Origin of the sequence: Streptomyces sp. NPDC046859, from assembly GCF_040645135.1 — a bacterium.
Taxonomy (GTDB): domain Bacteria; phylum Actinomycetota; class Actinomycetes; order Streptomycetales; family Streptomycetaceae; genus Streptomyces.
The window spans coordinates 32,173-53,811 of record NZ_JBEYXR010000031.1; the positions used below are offsets into that span (position 1 = coordinate 32,173).

Here is a 21,639-nt window from a genome sequence, read left to right on the forward strand (position 1 = left end):
CCTTGCCTCTTTGTCGATCGCTTCGGCCCCGGTCACGGCCGCCGCCAGGAGCGGAACGCCCGGAGCCGGTCAGGGGTGACGACGGCCTCCAGACGGTCGCCGTCCAGGTCTCCTCCGCCCAGCGCCGCGAGCAGCCGGCGCGCCGGTGTGTTGCGGGGGGTGCGCTGCGCCGTCAGCCGGACCTCGGCGCATCCCAGCTCCTCCGCGCGTCCGGCCAGCCAGTCCAGGAGGCGTTCCTCGACGCCCCGCCCGAGGGCGCGGCAGCTCAGCAGCCAGCCGGTGACGTCGAGCCGGTCCCCCTCGGTGCGCAGGGCGAGGAGGCCGATCTGGCCGTAGTCGCCGAAGCGGTCGCGGGCGGACGCCGTCCACACCTCGCCGTCCTCGCGCCAGCGGCGGACGTCACCGCCGTCGGCGGAGCGGGCGCGCAGGGTGAACTGGTTGGTACGGCGCACGAGTTGTTCGGCGCGGCCGACGTCGGCGTCGGTCAGGGCCCGGACGTCGACCTCCAGCCGCAGCTGGTCCAGGAACTCCTCGAACCCGGTCTCCTCGCGCACGGCGTCCCGTTGCCGTTCCTGTGCGTAGAACCGCGCGCGCAACGCGTCCTCGGCCGTGGCCGCCACCGGGACCACCGGCCACAACCGGTCCAGGAACGCGGGCAGTTCGCCGGCGTCCGGGCAGGTCACCGAGAGCACCTGGGGTGCGGCGGCGCGCATCCGGGCGATCTCGGCCGGGTTGTCGTCGAGGAACAGGAAGCTGTCCAGGCCCAGGCCGAGGGTGCGGGCCGCCTCGGCCAGGCGGTCCGGCTTCGGTTCCCAGGCGGCGGAGATCACGCTGAAGTGCTCCGCCTTCAGCAGGCTGTCGGGGCGGTCCAGTACGGCGCGGACGGTGTCCTCGTCGTTGTTGCTGACCAGGGCGAGCAGCGCGCCCGCCGCCCGCCACTGCAGGAGCCGGCGGGCCAGCAGGGCCCGTGCGCCGCCCGGTTCGACGCCTTCGGGACCGGCCTCACCGGCCACGCCGTCCCACAGGGTCCCGTCGCCGTCGACCGCGATCACCTTGGGTGCCGGGCGGTGCGCGGCACGGACGGCCTCGGCCAGGCGCAGCGCCACCGCGGCCTGGAACGGCGCGGTGAACGGCAGATGGGCGAGGCGTTCGGTGCGTTCGTCGAACGGCTGGTCCACGCCGTGGTCCCGGGTCCACGTGTCCGGTCCGAGGACGGCGACGCCGGGCACCTCGGCCAGGTCGGCGGCGACCTCCCGTTCCCATCGGGCGAGGCGTTCCTCGGTGTGGGCGCAGGGCAGGACGCCGACGATCAGCGGGGTGCGACCGCGTTCGGCGGCGGCGCGGACGGCGGCGGGGTAGGCCGTGCGCAGTTCGGCCAGGCGGTCGTCGTCGACCGGGCCGAAGCGCTGCAGGTCGGTGGCCCGCAGCAGGACGACGCCCGCGGTCGTGGCCGGGTCGGCGAAGACGCCCGACGGGTCGCGCAGGGCGGCCGGCACCTGGTGGTACGGGGCTTCGGCGACGCCGACCGGGGTGCCGGGGGTCACCGCGCCGACAGCCGCCTCGCACATCCGCGGCAGGTTGCCCAGGGCGAACGTGGCGGCGAGGGCGAGCCGGTGGCCGGGCCCGGCCACCGGCGCCTGGGTGCGCACCGGGCCGGACGGGTCGTCCGCCGTGTCCGCGAGGAGCCGCAGCAGCTCCTCGCCGAGCCCGGTGACGGCGCCGGCGTCCAGGATGTCGAGGTTGTGGTCGAGCCGGATCCGTCCGGCGTCCGGCGTCATGGTGACCATCAGGTCGAGGTCGGAGTAGCCGGTCCCGGCCGGCAGCACCTCCAGGGCCTTCAGGCCGCCGCCGGAGCGGACGTGGTTGAAGTACACCTCGACCAGGGGCGCGTCGGCGCGGTACAGGCCCTCCTCGGCCAGCACCGGAAGCACGTCGGAGAACATGGCGCCCTTCGTCAGCACCTTCTCCAGGCGTCCGTCGGTACGGCGCAGCACCTCCTCGATCCGCTCCCCCGCCCGCGCCTCGGCGGGGAAGGGCACCGGCACCCCGAAGAAGCCCACCGCGTCGTAGGCGTCGGCGTGGATACGGGTGTCGACGGGCACGGCGAGGACGAAGCGCTCCCGCTCGCGCCTGCGGGCCAGCAGCACGGTGAGCACGCCCAGGCAGAAGGCGGCCGGGGTGACGGCGAGCGCGCCCGCGGCGGCCGCGATCCGTGCGGGCAGTCCGTCGGGGATCGGCAGGGTGACGCTCCCGGCCCGGTAGGTGCGCGTCGTCGGGCGGGGCCGGCTCAGGGCGAGGTCCAGGCGCGCGCTGCCCCGGAACGTCTCCTGCCACTCGTCCGTCCCGCCGGGCCCGTCGGCGCGCTGCGCCTCGATCAGCTGGTGCGCCTCACGGTTGGTGAGGGTGTCACCGAGGGGTCCTGTGGTCAGCTCGGCGTCGATCTCGCTCGCCACCAGCAGCAGCGACTGCAGGTCGCTGACGGCGTGGTGGGCGCCGTAGACGAGGATCTGGCCGCGCTCGCCGCCGTCCAGCAGCTCGAAGCGCCACAGGGGTGCCGTGGCCAGGTCGAAGGGGGGTTCGAGGAGGGCGCGCAGCCCGCCCTCGGCGTCCGGTTCCGTGTCGTCGGGGACGACGGTCCAGCGCAGCGGTGTCGCCGCGAGGTCCCGTCGCACACGCAGCACACGTCCCCCGCCGTCCGGGTCGGTGACGGCGGTGCGCAGTGCGGCGTGCCGTGCGACGAGGCGGTCGACGACGCCGGTCAGGGTCGCGCGGGTGACGGGTGCGGTGAGACGTACCGCGAGGCCGACGGCGTGGGCGGCCTCGGGCATGCCGGGCGGGGCGCTGCGCAGCAGCCGTACGACGTCACGGGTCGCGGGGAGGCGTTCCTCGGCCGGGACCTCGGCCGTGCCGTCCGCCTCGTCCCGTGCGGTGGCCGTCCGTTCGGGCAGGGCGGTGCGCAGCGCCTCGGCGAGGCCGCGCAGGTCGGAGGCGGAGAAGACGGTGGCGGCGGGGAGTTCGACGCCGAGGTCACGGGCGAAGGCGTTGCGCAGCCGCACCAGCATCAGCGAGTCGAGGCCGAGTTCCTTCAGGGCGGTCGTCGCCGGGACCTGGGCCGCGCCACCGGAGATCTCGGCGATCCTGGCGCGGACGTACGCCTCCAGCCGGACGGCCCGTTCGGCGTCGTCGGTCGCCGCGAGCACCTTCTCGACGAGCTCGTCGGCGCCCGTGGCCGGGGCGGACACGGTCACCAGGTCGGCGAGGATCGGGCGGGTGCGGACGGCGTCCGGGTCGAGGGCCAGCAGCTCCCAGTCCAGGGCGAGCGGGGCGAGCTGCCGGCGGGACGTGGTCAGCACCCGATCGAACAGTTCACCGCCGTCCCCGGCGGAGAGGGCGACCAGTCCGGAGCGGGCGGTCTGCGCGGCGCGGGCGTCGGACCCCGCGACCATGCCCACACCGGCCCAGGCGCCCCAGTCGAGGCTCAGGGCCCGGCGTCCGCGCAGGGCGAGGTGGTGGGCCCACGCGTCGAGGAAGGCGTTCGCGGCGGAGTACGCGCTCTGCCCGGCGGAGCCGAGCAGCCCGGCCGCGGAGGCGAACAGCACGAGGTCCTCGGCCTCCGGGACCAGTTCGGTCAGCAGGGCGGTGCCCAGGACCTTGGGGGCGAGCACGGACCGGACGCGGTCGGCCCCGAGGTGCGCGAGGGTGGCGTCGTCGAGGACACCGGCCGCGTGCACCACCCCGGTGATCGGGCCGAGCGCCGCGCGCACGCCGTCCAGCGCGGCCGTGAGAGCGGCGCGGTCGGTGACGTCGGCGCGGGCCAGGTGCACGGTGACCCCCCGCTCGCGGAGTCCGTCGATCCAGGTGAGGGCGTCGTCGTCGGGGGCGCTGCGGGCCAGCAGGGCCAGCCGGCGGGCGCCCCGCCCGGCCAGCCGTTCGGCGACGATCCGGCCGAGGCCACCCAGGCCGCCGGTGATCAGGTGGGCGCCGGACGGGGCGGGGCGTCCGGAGTCGTCCGGGCGGGTCCGGGCCAGCCGGGGAACGTGGCGTCCGTCGGGGCGCAGGGCCACGAGGCGTTCGTCGTCGGCGTGGCGCAGCTGGGTCCACAGGGCGTCGGCGCCGCCGGTGGGCGGCAGGTCGACCAGGGTGGTCCGCAGCTCGGGGTGCTCCTGGGCGACGGCGAGGCCGAAGCCCCAGGCGAGCGCCTGCTCGGGGTGGGTGACGTGGGTGCTGTCGCCTGCGGCCTGGCTGCCGCGTACGACGATGTGGAGGCGGGGCGTCCAGGCGCGGTCCGCGAGGGCCCGGACCAGGTGCAGGGTGCTCAGGCAGCCCAGCCGGGCCGCCTCCCCGGCCGTGGGGCCGTCCTGGATCGCGGGGGCGTCGAGCGCGGTCGACTGCACGACGTGCCGGGGAGGCTCGTGCGGGAACGCCTCGTCGAGCAGCCGGGCCATCTGGTCCGGGTCGGCCGGGTCGAGCACGTAGCGCCCCGGCCCTTCCTCGGCGAACTCCGTGCCCGCGCGGGCGACGACGTGGGGTACGGAGCCGTCCAGGCGCCGGGCCAGGTCCGCGGTGACGCCGGACGCGTCGGCGAGGACGAGCCAGGTGCCCGGTGCCGGGGGTTCGGCGGCGGCCGGGCGGGGCTGCCAGCGTGTCTCGAACAGCGCCCCGTCGAGCGGGGAGAGGGCGGCGAGCCGGAAGTCCCTCGCCTCCAGCAGCAGCCGGTCGTCCTCGTCGTACAGGCGCAGGTCCAGGGTGGCGGTGTCGCCGGAGACGGACCGCAGGGCGCAGGTCACCCGGGCGGGGGTGGTGCGCAGCCCGGTGTGGCGGAGGTCGCCGACGCCGGCCGGGACGAACGCGCGGCCCTGCGGGGCGTCGGCGGGCAGGGCGGCCGTGTGGAAGGCGGCGTCGAGGACGGCCGGGTGGAGGAGGTGTCCGGCGGCGGGCCGGTCGGTGAGGCGGGCGACGGCGGCGGTGGGGGAACGGCGGCCCGACTCCAGGCCCTGGAAGGCGGGGCCGTACTCGATGCCGAGGGTGGCCAGGGTGGCGTGGAGGGCCGTGAGGTCGACGGGTTCGGTGCAGCGGGCGCGCAGGGCGGCCGGGTCGTCCTCGGTGGGGGCGGCGGGGGCGGTGGTGACCCGGCCGGTCACGTGGCGTTCCCAGCGGGCGTCCGGGTCGCCGGCGGGTGCGGCGGAGACGGTGAAGTCCCGGACGCCGTCGACGGCGGGCCGCAGCACGAGTTGCAGCCGGACCGGCCGGGACGCGTCCAGGCGCAGCGGCTGGAGGAAGCCGACGTCGGTGAGCCGTACGTCGCCGTCGTCCTGGACGGTGCGGGCGGCTTCCAGCGCCATGGTCAGGAAGGCCGCGCCGGGCAGCCACACCTCGCCGGTCACGCGGTGGTCGGAGAGGTAGGCGAAGCGGCCGTCGCGCAGGTCCACCTCGGTCTGGAAGAGGTGCCGGCCGGGTTCGTCGCTGGCCTCGACGTGCGCGCCCAGCAGCGGTGAGGTGCCCGGCGCGGTCGCCGGGGCCGGGGCGAGCCAGTGGCGTTCGCGGGCGAAGGCGTAGGTCGGCAGGTCGGCACGGCGGCCCGTCGGGAACAGCGCCGTCCAGTCGGGGGTGTGGCCGGCCGTGTGGAGCGCGCCCAGGGAACGCAGCAGCGTGTCGCGGCGGCCCGCGCCGCGGCGCAGGGTGCCGACGGCGACCGCGTCGACGCCGGCCTCGGCCGCCACCGCCTCGACGGCGGCGCCCAGCGACGGGTGCGGGCTGAGTTCGACGAAGTAGCGGTGGCCGTCCTCGAGGAGGCGCCGGACGGTGTCGGCGAAGCGCACGGGTTCGCTGAGGTTGGCGTACCAGTACGCCGCGTCGAGACTCTCGCCGGGCAGGGGCTCCGCCAGGACCGTCGAGTACAGCGGGGTCGCCGTGGGCGTGCCCCGGACCCCGGAGAGCCGGGCGAGCAGGTCCTCGCGGACCGGGGCCATCAGCGGGGTGTGCGAGGCGAACGGCGTCGACAGCGGCCGCGCCCCGACGCCCTGCGCGTCCAGGCCGCGGCGCAGGTCCGCCAGGGCGTCGGCGTCGCCGGACACGGCCGTGGCGTGCGGGCCGTTGACGGCGGCCACGAACAGCAGCCCGGCGTAGGGGGTGAGCAGTTCCTCGGCCCGGTCGCGCGGCACGTCCAGGGAGAGCATGCCGCCGCGTCCCGCGAGGGGGACGACGGCCCGGGCGCGGCCGGTGACGACGGCCACGGCGTCGTCCAGGCCGAGGGCGCCCGCGCTGTGGGCGGCGGCGATCTCGCCGAGGCTGTGACCGGCCACGGCGGCCGGGGTGACGCCGACCGAACGCCAGGCGGCGGTGAGCGCCGCGTTGACGGCGAAGAGCACCGGCTGGAGGTACTCGGTGCGCTCCAGCGGCGAGAACTCCTCGGGCGCCCGCAGAGCGGTGAGCACGGACCAGCCGGCGTGCCGCTGCACGGCCTCGTCGATCCGGGTCAGTTCGGCGGCGAACTCCTCCGAGTCGCTCATCAGGTCCAGGGCCATGCCGGGCCACTGGCCGCCGTGCCCGGCGTACAGGAAGGCGACCTTGCCGGTGGGGTCCTCGCGGCGGCCGGGCAGGGTCAGCCGGCCCGCCGCGAGGTCGGTCAGGGCGGTCCTCAGCTCGTCGCGGTCCTCGGCGACGAGGGCGGCGCGATGCTCGAAGTGGCTGCGGTGGCGGGCCAGGGTGTGGGCGACGTCGTGCAGGTCGGTGCCGCTGCCGGCCAGGTGCCGGGCGAGGGCGGCGGCCTGCCCGCGCAGCCCGGCCTCGCCGCGGCCGGACAGCACGAACAGCTCCGGGCCGGTGGGGGGTTCGGCGGGGGGCGCGGGGGTGGGCGCGGGCGGTGCCTCCTCCAGGATCACGTGCGCGTTGGTGCCGCTGATCCCGAAGGCGCTGACGCCCGCGCGCCGCACCCGGTCCGCCGACGCGGGCCAGGCGGTCTCCTCGTGCAGCAGGCACAGCCCGCTGTCCGCCCAGTCGACGTGCCGGCTGGGCGGATCGGCGTGCAGGGTGCGCGGCAGGGTCCCGTTGCGCAGGGACTGCACGACCTTGATCAGGCCGAGGACGCCCGAGGCGGCCTGGGTGTGCCCGACGTTGGACTTCAGCGAACCGACGTACAGCGGACGCCCGTCGGGGCGGGAGGCGCCGAACACCTCCGCGAGCGCGCCCGCTTCGATCGGGTCGCCGAGCGTGGTGCCGGTGCCGTGCGCCTCGACGTGGTCGATGTCGGCGGGGCGCAGCCCGGACTGCTCCAGGGCGCGGCGGATCACCCGCTCCTGGGCAGGGCCGTTGGGCGCGGACAGGCCCTGGCTGCGGCCGTCCTGGTTGACGGCGGTGCCGCGCAGCACGGCCAGCACCCGGTCGCCGTCGCGCCGCGCGTCGCCGAGGCGTTTGAGGACGAGCATGCCGGCGCCCTCCGCCCAGACGGCGCCGTCGGCGGCGTCGGAGAACGAGCGGCAGCGGCCCGTCGGGGACAGCCCGCGCAGCCGGCTGAACTCGACGAAGGTCCCCGGCGTGACCATCAGCGTGACACCGCCGGCGAGCGCGAGGTCGCACTCGCCGGACCGCAGTGCCTGCGCCGCCAGGTGCACGGCCACCAGGGAGGACGAGCACGCGGTGTCGACGGTCAGGGCGGGGCCGTTGAGCCCGAGCGTGTACGCGAGCCGGCCGGAGGCGACGCTCAGGGCGGAGCCGGTGCCGACGTAGCCGTCGAGCTGGTCGAGCCGGGTGCCGGAGAGGTAGTCGCTGCCGAACATGCCGACGTAGACGCCGGTGCTGCTGCCCGCGAGGTCGGCGGGCACGATGCCGGCGCGTTCCAGCGACTCCCAGGCGGTCTCCAGGAGCAGGCGCTGCTGGGGGTCCATGGCCGCCGCTTCCTTCGGGGTGATGCCGAAGAACGCGGCGTCGAAGGAGTCGATGTCGTCGAGGAACCCGCCCTCGCGGGCATAGGACTTGCCGGGCGCGTCCGGGTCGGGGTCGTACAGCGCCTCGACGTCCCACCGTGCGGCCGGGAACGGCCCGACGGCGTCCCGGCCCTCGGCGACGAGCCGCCACAGCCCGTCGGGGTCGCGGGCGCCGCCCGGCAGCCGGCAGGCCATGGCGACGAGGGCCACCGGCTCCTGCGCGGAGGAGGTGTGCGCGGGCCGTGCGGCCTTCGCCGGAACCGGGCGGCCGAGGACGGTGGTCAGCAGATGATCGGTGAGCCGGGCCGGGGTGGGGTGGTCGAAGAGCAGGGTGGCGGGGAGCCGGGCACCGATGCGGGTGCCGACGCGGTTGCGCAGGTCGACGGCGGTCACCGAGTCCATGCCGAGGTCGCGCAGCGGCTGGTCGGGGCGGACCGCGTCGGCCGAACGCAGGCCGAGCGCCTGCGCGGCCTCCTCGCGGACCAGGGCGAGGACGCGGGCGGCGCGTTCGGTCTCGGGCAGCCGGGACAGCCTGTCGGCGAGGGTGGGTCCGCCCGCCGGGGCGGGCGGCCGTGCGGGCAGCAGGGACCGCCACAGGGCACCGGCGGGGGCCGCGGCGCGCAGCCGGGGCAGGTCGAGGGACCAGGCGACCAGGTGCGCGGTGTCGTGCCGCAGTGCCCGTGCGGTCAGGGCGCCGCCCTGTTCGGGGGTGAGGGCGCGGTGGCCGAGGCGGGCCATGCGCTCCAGGTCGGCGTGCTCGGCGGCCAGCCCCTCCCCCGCCCAGGCGCCGTAGGAGACGGAGAGGGCGGGCAGGCCGGACGCGCGCCGGTGATGGGCGAGCTGGTCGAGGAAGGCGTTGGCGGCGGCGTAGTTGGCCTGCCCCGGGGTGCCGACGACGCCCGCGGCGGAGGAGACGAGGAGGAACAGGCCGAGGTCGAGGCCCGCGGTGAGGCGGTGCAGGTGGGCGGCGCCGTCGGCCTTCGGGCGCAGGACCTCGGCCAGCCGCTCCGGTGTGGTCTCGGCGAGCACGCCGTCGGCCAGGACGCCGGCGCAGTGGACGACGCCGCGCAGGGGGGCCTCGTCGCCGACGCGGGCGAGGACGTCCGCGAGGGCGGCTTCGTCGGCGACGTCGCAGGCGGCGACCTCCACCTGGGCGCCGAGCGCGGCCAGTTCGGCCGTCGCCCCGACGGCACGCGGGTCGTCGGGTCCCTGGCGTGACGTCAGCAGCAGGCGCGGCACGCCGTGTTCGGCGAGAAGGCGGGCGATCCTGCGGCCCACGGCACCGAGGCCGCCGGTGATCAGCACGGTGCCGTCGGTGGGGATCGCGGGCTGGGCGCCGGGCGGGGCGGGACGGGCCCGGACGAGGCGGGGCGCGAGGAACCGCCCGTCCCGCACGGCGAGTTCGGGTTCGCCGGTGTCCACGACGGCGGAGAGCGGCAGGTCCCCGTCGTCCGTGTCCACGTCGACGAGGGTCAGCCCCAGGTCGGGGTGTTCGGCGCGCGCGCCGCGGACCAGGCCCCACAGCACGGACTGCGCGTACCCGGCGGCGGTGTCCGTGTCCGTGGCCGCGACGGCGCCCGTGGTGACCCAGACGCTGCGCGCGGGGGCCTCGTCCGGCGGGAGGGCGATCAGTGCCCGCAGTTCGCCCAGCGCGGCCGCCGCCGTCGCGTGGGCGGCGGCGACCGGGTCGGCACCGGGCTCCGGGGCGGGCCACCGGCGCACCACCGTGCCGGCGGGCGCCTGCGCCGATCCGGTTCCGGCCGTGCTCACCGGGGTCCAGGCGAGCTCGTACAGATGGCGGTCGATCTCCGGGCCGCCGGTCAGCCCGGCCGGGTCCGCGGCCCGCAGGCGCACGCCCTCAAGCCGGCCGGCCGGGAAGCCGTCGGTGTCCCACAGGGTGACGTCCAGGACGACGTCCTCGCCCGGCTCCTGGATCCGGCGTACGACGGCGACGAGGTCCGTGGCGCCGCCGGGCGGCAGGACGCAGCGGGCCATCGCGACCGGCAGCAGCGCCCGGCCGTCGTGCGGTTCGAGGGCGGCGGCCACCTGCAGGGCGGCGTCGAGGAGGGCGGGGTGGACCGGGTAGGGATCCGCGGTACCCCGCGCGGCGGCCGGCAGGGAAAGCTGCGCCAGGACGGTCCCGGCGCCGGTCGCGGTGGCCTCGCGCACGCCCTGGAAGGCGGGACCGTAGCCGAGGCCGAGGGCGGCCAGACGGGCGTAGGTGCCCTCGTCCCAGGCCGGTGCGGACTCCTCGGGCCAGGTGGGCGGTGCGTCGGCGGGCGGCTCGGACGGCTCGGCGGCGGACGCCGTGGCGTGCAGGGTCCAGTCGGCGCTCTCCGGGCCGCGCGGCCGGCTGTGGACGGTGACCTCGGGCGTGGCCCCGGCCGTGCTCACCTCGACGGACACCTCGGTGGTGCCGCTGGCGGGCAGGGTGAGCGGCGTGAGGAGCAGCAAGCCGCAGACGTCGGCGGCGGTGTCCGGGCGGGCCACCGCGAGGGCGGCGCGGCACAGTTCGAGCAGGGTGGTGCCGGAGACGACGGTGCGGCCGTGGACGGTGTGGTCGGCGAGCCAGTCGGCGGTGGCCGCGGACCACTCGTCGCGGAAGGTCCAGCGGGTCTCGTCGGCCGAGCGGAGCTGGATGCCGAGCAGCGGGTGCGCGGCCCGGTCGAGGAGTCCCGGCGCGTCCGCCGGGGCGGCGGACCCGATCCAGTGGCGCTGCTCGTCCCAGGCGTAGGTGGGCAGGTCGACGGGGACGGTGGGCGGCACGAGCCGGCGCCAGTCGACGTCGTGGCCGTGGACGTGGAGCGCGGCGGCGGCGCGGTCGAGGCAGGCGGGGCCGTCCTCGTCGCGGCGCAGTGAGCCGACCGTCACCAGGTCCTCGTCGATGGTGCCCAGGGCGGTCAGCAGGGAGGGGTGCGGGGCGAGTTCGAGGAAGCAGCGGTGGCCGTCCGCGATCATGCGTTCGACGGTGGGCGCGAAGCGGACGGGTTCGCGCAGGTTGCGGTACCAGTAGTCGGCTTCGAGTTCGCCGGTGACGGGCGCGCCGGTGACCGTGGAGTACCAGGTGACGGCGGTGGCCTGGGTGAGCACGCCGTCGAGTTCGTCGAGGACGGCGTCGCGCACCGGCTCGACGCGGTCGCTGTGGGAGGCGTAGTCGACGTCGAGGACGCGGGCGAAGACCTGTTCCCGCTCCAGGCCCTCGACCAGGGTCCGCACCGCGTCCGCGGCTCCCGACACCACGGTGGAGCGGCCGCTGTTGACGGCGGCGACGGTGATCCCGCCGCCGTGCCCGCTGATCCGGCGCTCCACGTCGGGGTGCGGCAGCGCGACGACGGCCATGGCGCCGGTGCCGGACAGCTCGGTCAGGGCCCGGCTGCGCAGGGCGACGACGGCGGCGGCGTCGTTGAGGCTGAGGGCACCGGCGACGCAGGCCGCCGCGACCTCGCCCTGGCTGTGGCCGACGACGGCGTCCGGGCGGACCCCGCGGGCCCGCCACACGGCGGCCAGCGACACCATCACGGCGAACAGCACCGGCTGGACGACGTCGACCGGGTCCAGGTCCGGGGCCGCGGGGTCGCCACGCAGCACGGAGGCCACCGACCAGCCGGTGAAGGGGCGCAGGGCGGCGTCGCAGCGGTCGAGTTCGTCGGCGAACACCGGGTCGCGGTCGAGGAGATCGCGGGCCATGCCGGGCCACTGGGAGCCCTGGCCGGGGAAGACGAAGGCCACCTTGCCGGTGCGGGCCGTCCGGGGTGGGCCGGTGACGACGTCGTCGTCGGCCGTGCCCTCGGCGAGGGCGCGCAGGGCGCGCAGCAGGCCGTCCCGGTCGGCGGCCCGGACGACGGCCCGGTGCTCGAAGTGGGTGCGGTGGTGGGCGAGGGTGGCGGCGACGGCGGGCAGCGGCAGTCCGGGGTGGGCGTCGAGGTGGTCGAGCAGCCGGGCCGCCTGGGCGCCGAGCGCCGGGAGGCTGCGCGCGGACAGCGGGAAGAGGGCGGGAGCGGGCGGGGCGGCGGGCCGGGGCGCCGGCGCGTCGGGGGCCTCCTCCAGCACGACGTGGGCGTTGGTGCCGCTGATGCCGAACGCGCTCACCCCGGCGCGCCGCACCCGCCCGGCCTCCCGCGGCCAGGGCCGCGCCTCGTCGAGGACGCGCAGTCCGCCGTGCGCCCAGTCGATGTGCCCGGTCGGCGTCGCGGCGTGCAGGGACGCCGGTATCCGCTCGTGGTGGAGGGCGAGGACGGTCTTGATGACGCCGGCGATGCCCGCGGCGGCCTGGGTGTGCCCGATGTTGGACTTCAGGGACCCGATGCCGAGGGGCCGGCCGGCGGGGCGGTCCGGGCCGAAGACGGCGGCGAGGGCGCGGCCCTCGATGGGGTCGCCGAGCGGGGTGCCGGTGCCGTGCGCCTCGACGTGGTCGATGTCGTGCGGCTCCAGCCCTGCCGCGTCGAGCGCGGCCCGCACCACGCGTTCCTGGGCGGGTCCGCTGGGGGCGCTCAGGCCCTGGCTGCGGCCGTCCTGGTTGATCGCGGAGCCCTTGACGACGGCGAGGACCCGGTCGCCGTCGCGGCGGGCGTCCGCGAGCCGCTTGAGGAGGACGACACTGCAGCCCTCCGCCCACACGACCCCGTCGGCGTCGGCGGAGAAGGGGCTGCACCGCCCGGACGGCGACAGTCCGCGCAGCCGGCTGAACTCGACGTGCCCGCGCGGGGTGAGCAGCAGGGTGGCGCCGCCGGCCAGGGCGAGGTCGCACTCGCCGCCCGCCAGTGCCCGTGCCGCCAGGTGCAGGGCGACCAGGGAGGAGGAGCAGGCGGTGTCGACGGTGACCGCGGGTCCGCGCAGGCCGAGGGTGTAGGCGATCCGGCCGGAGGCGACGCTGGGCGCGGTGCCGGTGCCGACGTGCCCGTCGAGCTGGCCGAGGCCCGCCGAGGCCAGGTAGCCGCCGTCGTACAGGCCGGCGTAGACGCCGGTGGAGCTGCCGTTCAGGGTGGCGGGGACGATGCCGGCGCGTTCGACGGCCTCCCAGCTCGTCCGCAGCAGAAGCCGCTGCTGCGGGTCCATGGCCGCCGCCTCGCGCGGGGAGATCCCGAAGAACGCGGCGTCGAAGCGGTCGATGCCGTGGAGGTAACCGCCCCGCAGGGAGTACGCCTTGCCCGTCGCCTCCGGATCGGGGTCGTACAGGTCCCGGGTGTCCCAGCGGCCCGCGGGCACGTCGCCGACGGCCTCCCGGCCGGCGTCGAGGAGCCGCCACAGCGCGTCGGGGTCGTCGGCGCCGGGCAGCCGGCAGGCCATGGAGACGATGGCGATGTCGTCGTGGCGCTGCGGGGCCGCGCCGACGGGGTCGCGGGGTGCGGCGGGGGCGGCGGGGCGGTCGTCGAGGGCCGCTTCGGCGAGCGCCATGACCGTGGGGTGGTCGAAGACCAGGGAGGGGTCGAGGGTCCGGCCGGTCAGCGCGGACAGCTCGGCCGCCAGGGTCACCAACTGGCGTGAACCCAGGCCGAGTTCGGCGAGCGGCCGGTCGGGGTCGACGGTGTCCGGGTCGAGTCCGGCCGCCTGGGCGACGGCCGACTCCAGCCAGGCCCGGACGTCCTGCGGGGTGCGCAGGGGCGGATCGGGGAACTGCTTCGGGGACTCGTGCGCAGGCATGGAGACAGATGTCCTCGTGGGTCGCGGAGAGGAGGCCGCGGTGTCCGGGGGCGCGTGGGCCCGCGGCCGCGGTGTGCGTCGTACGGCGCGCGCGGCGGCGTACGGCGGGGCGGGGCGGCGTCAGCCGAGGGCGGGTTCCTCGATCCGGGCGAGGGTGCCGCCCAGGTGGGCCGCCCGGGAGGCGTGGCGCTGGATCTTGCCGCTGGAGGTCTTGGGGATGGTGCCGGGCCGGACGAGGACCACCTCGCGCACCGCGATGCCGTGGGCCTCCGCGATGGCGCTGCGGACCACGTCGGTGATCTTCTCCGCCTCGCCCGCCGTGTCCGGGGCGATCTCGGCGACGAGGACGGCCTGTTCGGTGCCGGCCGCGGTGTCGTCGCCGGCCGGAATGTCCACGCCGAAGGCGGCGGTGCAGCCGGGGCGCAGGGCCGGGTGGGCGGTCTCCGCGGTCAGTTCGAGGTCCTGCGGGTAGTGGTTGCGGCCGTCGACGACGATGAGGTCCTTGAGGCGTCCGGTGACGAACAGCTCGCCGTCGCGCAGGAATCCGAGGTCGCCGGTGCGCAGGAAGCGGCCCTCGTGTCCGGCGAGGCGGGCCCGGAAGGCCTCGCGGGTGGCGAGGGCGTTGCGCCAGTAGCCCCTGGCGACGCTCGCGCCGGACACCCAGATCTCGCCGACCTCGCCGTCGGGGAGTTCCTCGCCGCGCTCGGGGTCGGCCACCACGACGGTGAGTCCGGGCGCCGGGCGGCCGGAGCCGACGGCGGCGGTGTCGGGCCGTCCGCCGGGGGGCGGGAGCAGGGTGGGCGCGGTGCCCGGGGTGCCGCCGCTGACCATGAGGGTGGCCTCGGCCAGGCCGTAGCAGGGGTACAGGGCCTCGCGGCGGAAGCCGGCCGGGGCGAAGGTGTCGGCGAAGCGCCGCAGGGTGGCGGCCCGCACGGGTTCGGCGCCGTTGAAGGCCACCTTCCAGGCGCTCAGGTCGAGGCCGTCGAGGAGTTCGGGAGTGGCGTGCCGCAGGCCGAGTTCGTAGGCGAAGTTGGGGCCGCCGCTGGTGTGCGGGCGGTAGCGGCTGACGGCGGTGAGCCAGCGCTGCGGCTGCTGCAGGAAGTGCAGCGGGGAGAACAGGGTGGCGGTGGCGCCGAGATAGACGGTGTTGAGGACCGGGCCTATGAGTCCCATGTCGTGGTAGACGGGCAGCCAGCTGACGAACATCTCGTGTCCGTGCTCGGCGACGGCGTCCGGGGTGTGCCCCATGCGCTCGGTGATGATCCGCTCGTTGTCGAGCAGGTTGCCGTGGGTGACCATCACGCCGCGGGGCGCGGAGGTGGAGCCGGACGTGTACTGGAGGAAGGCGACCGAGTCGGCGTCCAGGTCGGGTTCGCGCCAGGCGCCGGCCGCGTCGTCGGGGATGTCCTCGGTGGCCACGCAGGTCAGTCCGGCGAGCTCGGGCAGGTGCTCCGTCAGGCCGGTCAGCGTCTCGATCACCTCGCGGCCACCCAGGATCACCTGGGCGTCGGCGTCGGCGATCAGCCGCCGCATCCGGGTCAGGGCGCGGTGGTTCCCCGCGCGGCCGTGCGGGGGGACGCCGGGGACGGCGACGACACCGGCGGCGAGGCAGCCGAGGTAGCCGCAGACGAACTCCAGGCCGGGCGGGTACAGGAGCATGGCCCGGCTGCCCGTCAGGCCGCGCTCCTGGAGCCAGGCGGCGATCGCGCGGGAGCGCCGGGCGAGCCGGCCGTAGGAGATCTCCTGGATCTCGCCGTCGCAGTCGCCGGTGACGAGGTATCGGTAGGCGGTGCGCTCGGGGTGGCGCCCCGAGTGCTCGGTCAGAAGGTCGACCAGGGATCGCACCATGTCGCGAGTCTCACCTGTCTGGATCGGTGGGCGAAGAAGGAAGCTCGAGGGTCACGTGCCGGACACGTGCAGACGCCTCGGTCGCCCGGGCCCCCTTGCCCGGCCGTCCGTCTCGACGACCCGCCGAGGAGTCACGGCGCTGGTCCGCCGTCTCCTCGTGTCCCCCCGCATCAAATGTGCTACCGGTGAGTAGAACCGTAGCAAGCCTGTCCGGTCCGATGGGCCGAACGGATGTAAACCCTACGTGTCGAACGGGTGTTGGCGAAGCGGGGGTCCGTCCGGGGTCTCGTGTGCGCCCGCCCGGCGGCACGCGGCACACCCGATCCGGGACCGCAATTGCGACAGTCCGCGACAGATGCGAGCAGACTCGCGATGCATTTGAACCCAAGTATTCGCCGACCGTGTGAGATCGATCGATGACGGTGTGTACTGTGCTCCGAGCGCCGCGCGTCACGGTCTCGCGACGAGCCCTGCCCGACGGCCCCGAACCGACCTTCTGGGAAACCGACTCGATGATCGAATTACCGGACCTGGTGACCGGCGGGCTCGCCGTCGGCATGCTGTCAGCGCTCGCCCTGGGCGGCCTGCTGCTGCGCGCACAGCGCCAACAGGCCCGCCAGCGGGCCGAGATCGGCAGGTTGCGCGCCCGACTCGACGAGACCGCATGGGCGTCGGCGGACGAGGTCGAGCACCTCGCGGCGCGGCGCCTGCCCGCCGCCGCCCGGCAGCAGACCCACGCGAACGTCGCCGTGCCCGGCCCGTTGCGCCCCCAGACCTCCGGCACCCCCCTGGGCCTCGCGCTGGAGCACGTCCTGGACGCCCTGCGCGCCGAACTCACCGCGCAGCGCACCCGGATCGACGCGGCCGCCCAGGCCGGTATGCGCGGCGCGACACGCGAGATCCAGGCGGCCCTCTACCGTCTGCAGGACGCGCTGCGCGGACTCCAGCAGAAGTACGACGACCCCGAGCTGACGCAGACGCTGTTCCAGCTCGACCACGAGAACGAGCAGTCGCTGCGGCGCGCGCAGGTCGCCGCCGTGGTGTGCGGAGCCTGGGTCGGACTCGCGCGCGAGGAGTCGCACCTGGTGGACGCGGTGACCGGCGGCCAGGCACGGCTCGCCGGCTACCACCGGGTCCGGGTCCACAACCATCTGGAGGCGGGCACCGCGCTGGTGTCCCACGCCGTGGAGCCGGTCGCGATCATCGTCGCCGAACTCCTCGACAACGCGCTGCGGCACTCCGCGCCCGACACGGACGTCGTCGTCAACCTGGAACACGTCCACCACGGGGTGTGCGTCACGGTCGACGACGCCGGCCTGGGCATGACCCAGGACGAACGCGCCCGTGCGCAGCGGCTGGTGGCGGGGTCCGAGCCGATCCTCCTCACCGACCTCGGCGACCCGCCGCGGATGGGGCTGGCCGCGATCGGGCAGCTGACCCGGCAGTTCGACCTGAGCGTCGACCTGTCGTCGCCGGCCCCGTACGGCGGGGTGCGCGCGGTGCTGCGCGTGGACAGCCATCTGCTCGGGCACATCGACCCCGGGGAACGGCCGCCGGCGGCGAGCGCGCCGCGCTCCACCCGCCCCGCGTCCCGGGACGAGCCGGCCGCCGCGCCGGTGTCCGGCGGCACCACCGCCGCACGCCCCGGCGAAGCGTCCGACTCCGCCCACGGCTACGGCAACGACCGGCCCGACGGGGAGGCCGGGGCCGGGCACCGGGAGCAGGGCGGGACCGGGCGGCTGCCGCAGCGCAGACGCCGTACGCGGGTGACCGCCGCGTCGGAGGAGCCCGCCGCGCCGCAGCCCGCGGCCCACCGCCCGGAGCAGGCGGCCGCCGCGCTCGGGGCGCTGCAGGCGGGCACCGCCGCGGCACGGTCGGCCGCCGGCGGGAGCGCCGACGACGCCGGGCCCGCCCAGGCGGAGCCCGACTCCACCGCGCCGACCGACCGGACCGGACCGACCGACCGGCCCGGACCGACCGACCGGACCGACCGGATCGCACCGACCGGATCGACAGACCAGACCGACCGGATCGCACCGACCGGATCGACAGACCAGGCCGACCGGACCGGATCGACCGACCCGACCGACCGGCTCGGACCGACAGACCAGACCGACCGGACCGGATCGACCGACCCGACCGACCGGCTCGGACCGACCGACCCGACCGACCGGCTCAAACCGACCGACCAGACCGCCCGGACCGGACCGACCGACCGGACCGACCACGAACTGACCGACCACGAAGGGGGAACGGCTCGATGACCAGCCGCGACGCGGGAGACACGGCATGGGTTCTCGATCCGATCCTGGAGGTGCCGCACGTCGTGGCCGCCGTGCTGCTCACCCGGGACGGACTCGTGACCGGCTACACCGACGCGCTGACCCAGGCCTCGGCCGAGCGGGTCGCCGCGATCACCAGCACCGTGCAGGGCGCCTGCCGCACCGCGGCCGCCGCGTTCGCCGACCGGGAGCGGGCCGAGGTGCGCCAGGTGGTCATCGAGTCCGACCACGGCTATGTGCTGATCGTGCCGACGGACCACGGCACCTGTGTCGCCGCCTACGGCGACCAGGAGGTACGGCTCGACCTGCTCGCGCACCGCGTGCACTCGCAGGTGGCGCGGCTGGGCGAGAAGGCGATGGCCGCCGCGCCCCGAGGCGGCGACGGCGGCGCGCCGGCATGACCGGCCGCGCCGGTGGCCGCCCCCTGGTCCCCGCGTACCTCTCGACCGGCGGGGTGGCCCGGCCCAGCCGGCCCCACCTGGAGCGGCTGTCGGTGCTCACCCGCACCGACGCGCCCGCTCCCGCCGGTCTGCCCGCCGCCCAGCTCGCCCTGCTGGACGCGCTGGAGGACGGCTCGCTGACGGTGGTGGAGGCGGCGGCGCTGCTGCGGCTCCCGGTGTCGGCGGTGCGTGTCCTGGCGGGCGGCCTCATCGACCGGGAGCTGGCGTCGGCCCGCGCGCCGATCCCGCCTGCCGGACGCTTCGACCCCGACCTGCTGAAGAGAGTGGCCGATGGCCTTCGCGCCCTCAAGCACGCCTAGCGACGTCCGCGCCCGCGCCACCGCGGGCCCGTCCGACGACGTCCATCTGCCCGACACCGCACGGGACCTGGTCAAGATCCTGGTGACCGGGCCGTTCGGGGTGGGCAAGACGACCCTGATCGGTTCCGTCTCCGAGATCCGGCCCCTGCACACCGAGGAGCCGCTCAGCGAGGCGTCCGCCCCGCTCGACGACATCGCCGGGGTGCGGGACAAGTCGACGACCACCGTGGCGGTGGACTTCGGCCGGATCAGCCTGCCCGGCGGGGTCGTCCTCTACCTGTTCGGCACCCCCGGGCAGGAGCGGTTCCGGCCCCTGTGGGACGACATCGCCTACGGCGCCCTGGGCGCCCTGGTCCTGGTCGACAGCCGGCGCATCGACGCCTCCTTCGACGTGCTGGGACTCGTGGAGGAGACGGGACTGCCGTACGCCGTCGCCTTCAACACCTTCCCGGACGCGCCCCGGCACCACACGGAGGCCGAGCTGCGCGCCGCCCTGGACCTGGCGGACGGCACCCCGATGGTGACCTGCGACGCGCGGGACGCCGACTCGTCCGTCGACGCGCTCCTCGCCCTCGTCCAGCACCTGATCGACCGCGACACCCCGGAGGACCGGTGACCGTCCACTCCCCCGACCTGGACAGCTTCTCCCGTGCGACGCCGGTACGGCTGTGGGAGGACGGCTTCGCGCTCGACCCCTACCGCTACTACGAGGCGCTGCGCGCCCAGGGCCCGGTCGGCTGGGGCGAGTTGGCGCCCGGTGTACCGGCGTACGTCGTCACCGGCCGGCGCGCGGCACTGGACCTGCTGCACGACACGGAGGCCTTCTCGCACGACCCCCGGCCCTGGGAGGCGACGGTCGCCGACGACTCGCCGATTCTCGGCATGATGCGCTGGCGGCCCAACACGCTGTTCGCCGACGGCGCCGCCCATGTACGGTACCGCACCTCGCTGATCGACACCTTCGACCGGATCGAACCGCACGACCTGCGGGCCCGCGTGCACCGCGCGGTGCGGGTGCTGGCCGGGCGGTTCGGCCCGAAGGGCGAGGCCGATCTGGTGGGCGAGTTCGCGCGGCCGCTGATGGCGCTGGTCTTCAACAGCCTCTTCGGGCTGCCGGACAGCCAGAGCGACCGGCTCGACGTGGCGCTGGGCAAGATGATGGAGGGCGGCGCCGAAGCCGCCGAGGGCGAGGCGGAGTACGGCGGCTATGTGATGGAGCTGATCGCCGCGAAGGCCGCGGCACCCGGCGACGACCTGCCGAGCCGGCTCCTCGACCATCCGGCCGGGCTCACCCCGGAGGAGGTCACCTGGCAGGTGTTCCTCACCCTGGGCGCCGGGCACGAGCCGACCGCCAACCTGGTGTCGAACGCCCTGTCGCGCATCCTCGGCAACCCGCGGTTCTACTCGACGCTCACCAGCGGCGCCCGCCCGGTGATGGACGCGGTCGTGGAGGTGCTGCACCACGAGACACCGCTGGCCAACTACGGCATCCACTACGCCCGCAGGCCCCTGTCGTTCCACGGCGCCTGGATCCGGGCGGCGGTCCCGCTGGTGATCTCGTACGGGGCGCTCGCCCACTTCGCGGAGCGCGACGCCCCCGGCGAGCGGCATCCCCGCGACGCCTCCCACCTGTCCTGGTCGGCGGGGCCGCACGCCTGCCCGGTGCGGCAGCACACGCTGCTGATCGCCACCGAGGCCATCGAACGGCTCACCCAGTGGCTGCCCGACCTGGAGCCGGTCCTGCCGCGGGAGCGCCTGACCTGGCGGCCCGGGCCGTTCCACCGCTCGCTGACCTCGCTGCCCGTCCGGTTCACCCCCCGCTCCCCCGACCAGCCAGGAGGCCCGTCGTGACCGTGACCGACCGCATCGCCATCGACCCGTTCGGAGCCGACATCCCCGGCGAGAGCGCCCGGCTGCGCGCCCGCGGCCCGATCGTGCCCGTCGAGCTGCCCGGCGGCATCCCGGCCTGGGCCCCGACGACGTACGACACGCTGCGGAAACTGATCCTCGACCCCCGGGTCAGCAAGGACCCCCGGCAGCACTGGCGGCTGTGGTCCGAGGTGGGTGAGCACCCCTCCTGGGGCTGGATCCTGGGCTGGGTCGGCGTGGTCAACATGCTGTCGACGTACGGCGGCGACCACGCGCGGCTGCGCAAGCTGGTCGCGCCGAGCTTCACCCAGCGGCGCACGGAGATCATGCGGCCCCGCGTCGAGGCGATCACCGCGGAGCTGCTGGACGCGCTCGACGAGGGCGGCGACGCGGTCGACCTGAAGGCGGCGTTCGCCCACCCCCTGCCGATGCGCATGATCTGCGAGCTGTTCGGCGTGCCGGACGAGTTGCGCGAGGACACCGCCACACTCATCGCGGCGATCATGGACACCTCCGACCCGACGCCGGAGCACGCCGCGTTCGTGCAGGAGCGGATCGGCTCGGTGCTGGGCGCGCTCATCGCCCACCGGCGGCGGCACCCGGGCGACGACCTCACGACCGAGCTGATCCGGGTACGCGACGAGGACGGCGACCGGCTCAGCGACGAGGAGCTGCTCTACACGCTGCTGCTGGTGATCGGCGCCGGCTTCGAGACGACGGTGAACCTGATCGGCAACGCCGTCGTCGCCCTGCTCACCCACCCCCGGCAGCTGGCGGCCGTGCGATCCGGGGAGATCGGCTGGGACGCGGTGATCGACGAGACGCTGCGCGTGCACCCGTCGATCGCCTCGCTGCCGCTGCGGTTCGCCGTGACCGACCTCCAGGTCGGGGACGTGACGATCCCGGCCGGGGACGCCATCATCACGACGTACGCCGCCGCCAATCTGGATCCCGCGCACTACGGGCCGGACGCGGACGGCTTCGACGCCGCGCGCGGGGCCGACGACCATCTGTCGTTCGGGATCGGGGTGCACCGGTGCATCGGTGCCCCGCTGGCCCGGCTGGAGGCCCTGACCGCGCTGCCCGCGCTCTTCGACCGGTTCCCCGGACTGCGGCCGGCCGCCGGTGCGGAGGAGCTGCGCCAGGTGCCGTCGTTCATCGCGTTCGGATGGCAGGAGATACCGGTGCGGCTGCGCGGCTGACGCACAACCCGCGCGGGGACGCGACCGGTCCCCCGTTCCGGTCGTGCCCCCGCAGTGCGTAGACCGTACGGCTCCCGCGCGCGTCCTGTGTATCGCGTCGGTGCCCGCTGAGCGGC

At 76.0% G+C, this 21,639-nt stretch carries 8 protein-coding genes; 6 read left to right on the top strand and 2 right to left on the bottom strand.

Annotated features, from left to right (window positions below; all coding sequences use genetic code 11):
• Positions 1–32 precede the first annotated feature (32 nt).
• Positions 33–13,562 (bottom strand): SDR family NAD(P)-dependent oxidoreductase, encoded by a 13,530-nt coding sequence (locus ABZ899_RS31545; protein ID WP_361352785.1) that lies wholly within the window; start codon positions 13,560–13,562, stop codon positions 33–35.
• Between the two features lie 120 nt (positions 13,563–13,682).
• Complete coding sequence (locus ABZ899_RS31550) at positions 13,683–15,410, bottom strand: fatty acyl-AMP ligase (RefSeq protein WP_361352788.1); 1,728 nt, start codon at positions 15,408–15,410, stop codon at positions 13,683–13,685.
• A gap of 431 nt (positions 15,411–15,841) precedes the next feature.
• Here ABZ899_RS31550 and ABZ899_RS31555 point away from each other — a divergent pair, with 431 nt between their 5' ends.
• The 6 genes from ABZ899_RS31555 to ABZ899_RS31580 are packed head-to-tail and all read left to right on the top strand — an operon-like array spanning position 15,842 to position 21,523.
• Positions 15,842–17,674: an ATP-binding protein gene (locus tag ABZ899_RS31555; RefSeq protein WP_361352789.1), complete on the top strand. Its 1,833-nt coding sequence runs from the start codon at positions 15,842–15,844 to the stop codon at positions 17,672–17,674.
• Positions 17,671–18,093 (top strand): roadblock/LC7 domain-containing protein, encoded by a 423-nt coding sequence (locus ABZ899_RS31560; RefSeq protein ID WP_361352792.1) that lies wholly within the window; start codon positions 17,671–17,673, stop codon positions 18,091–18,093. The genes ABZ899_RS31555 and ABZ899_RS31560 overlap by 4 nt, the downstream gene beginning before the upstream one ends.
• On the top strand, positions 18,090–18,452 hold the full coding sequence (locus ABZ899_RS31565; protein WP_361352795.1) for a DUF742 domain-containing protein: 363 nt from the start codon (positions 18,090–18,092) through the stop codon (positions 18,450–18,452). The genes ABZ899_RS31560 and ABZ899_RS31565 overlap by 4 nt, the downstream gene beginning before the upstream one ends.
• On the top strand, positions 18,424–19,068 hold the full coding sequence (locus ABZ899_RS31570; RefSeq protein WP_361352798.1) for an ATP/GTP-binding protein: 645 nt from the start codon (positions 18,424–18,426) through the stop codon (positions 19,066–19,068). The genes ABZ899_RS31565 and ABZ899_RS31570 overlap by 29 nt, the downstream gene beginning before the upstream one ends.
• Positions 19,065–20,303 (top strand): cytochrome P450, encoded by a 1,239-nt coding sequence (locus ABZ899_RS31575; RefSeq protein ID WP_361352801.1) that lies wholly within the window; start codon positions 19,065–19,067, stop codon positions 20,301–20,303. The genes ABZ899_RS31570 and ABZ899_RS31575 overlap by 4 nt, the downstream gene beginning before the upstream one ends.
• Complete coding sequence (locus tag ABZ899_RS31580) at positions 20,300–21,523, top strand: cytochrome P450 (RefSeq protein ID WP_361352804.1); 1,224 nt, start codon at positions 20,300–20,302, stop codon at positions 21,521–21,523. Before ABZ899_RS31575 ends, ABZ899_RS31580 begins: the two co-directional genes overlap by 4 nt.
• The last annotated feature ends 116 nt before the right edge of the window (positions 21,524–21,639 follow it).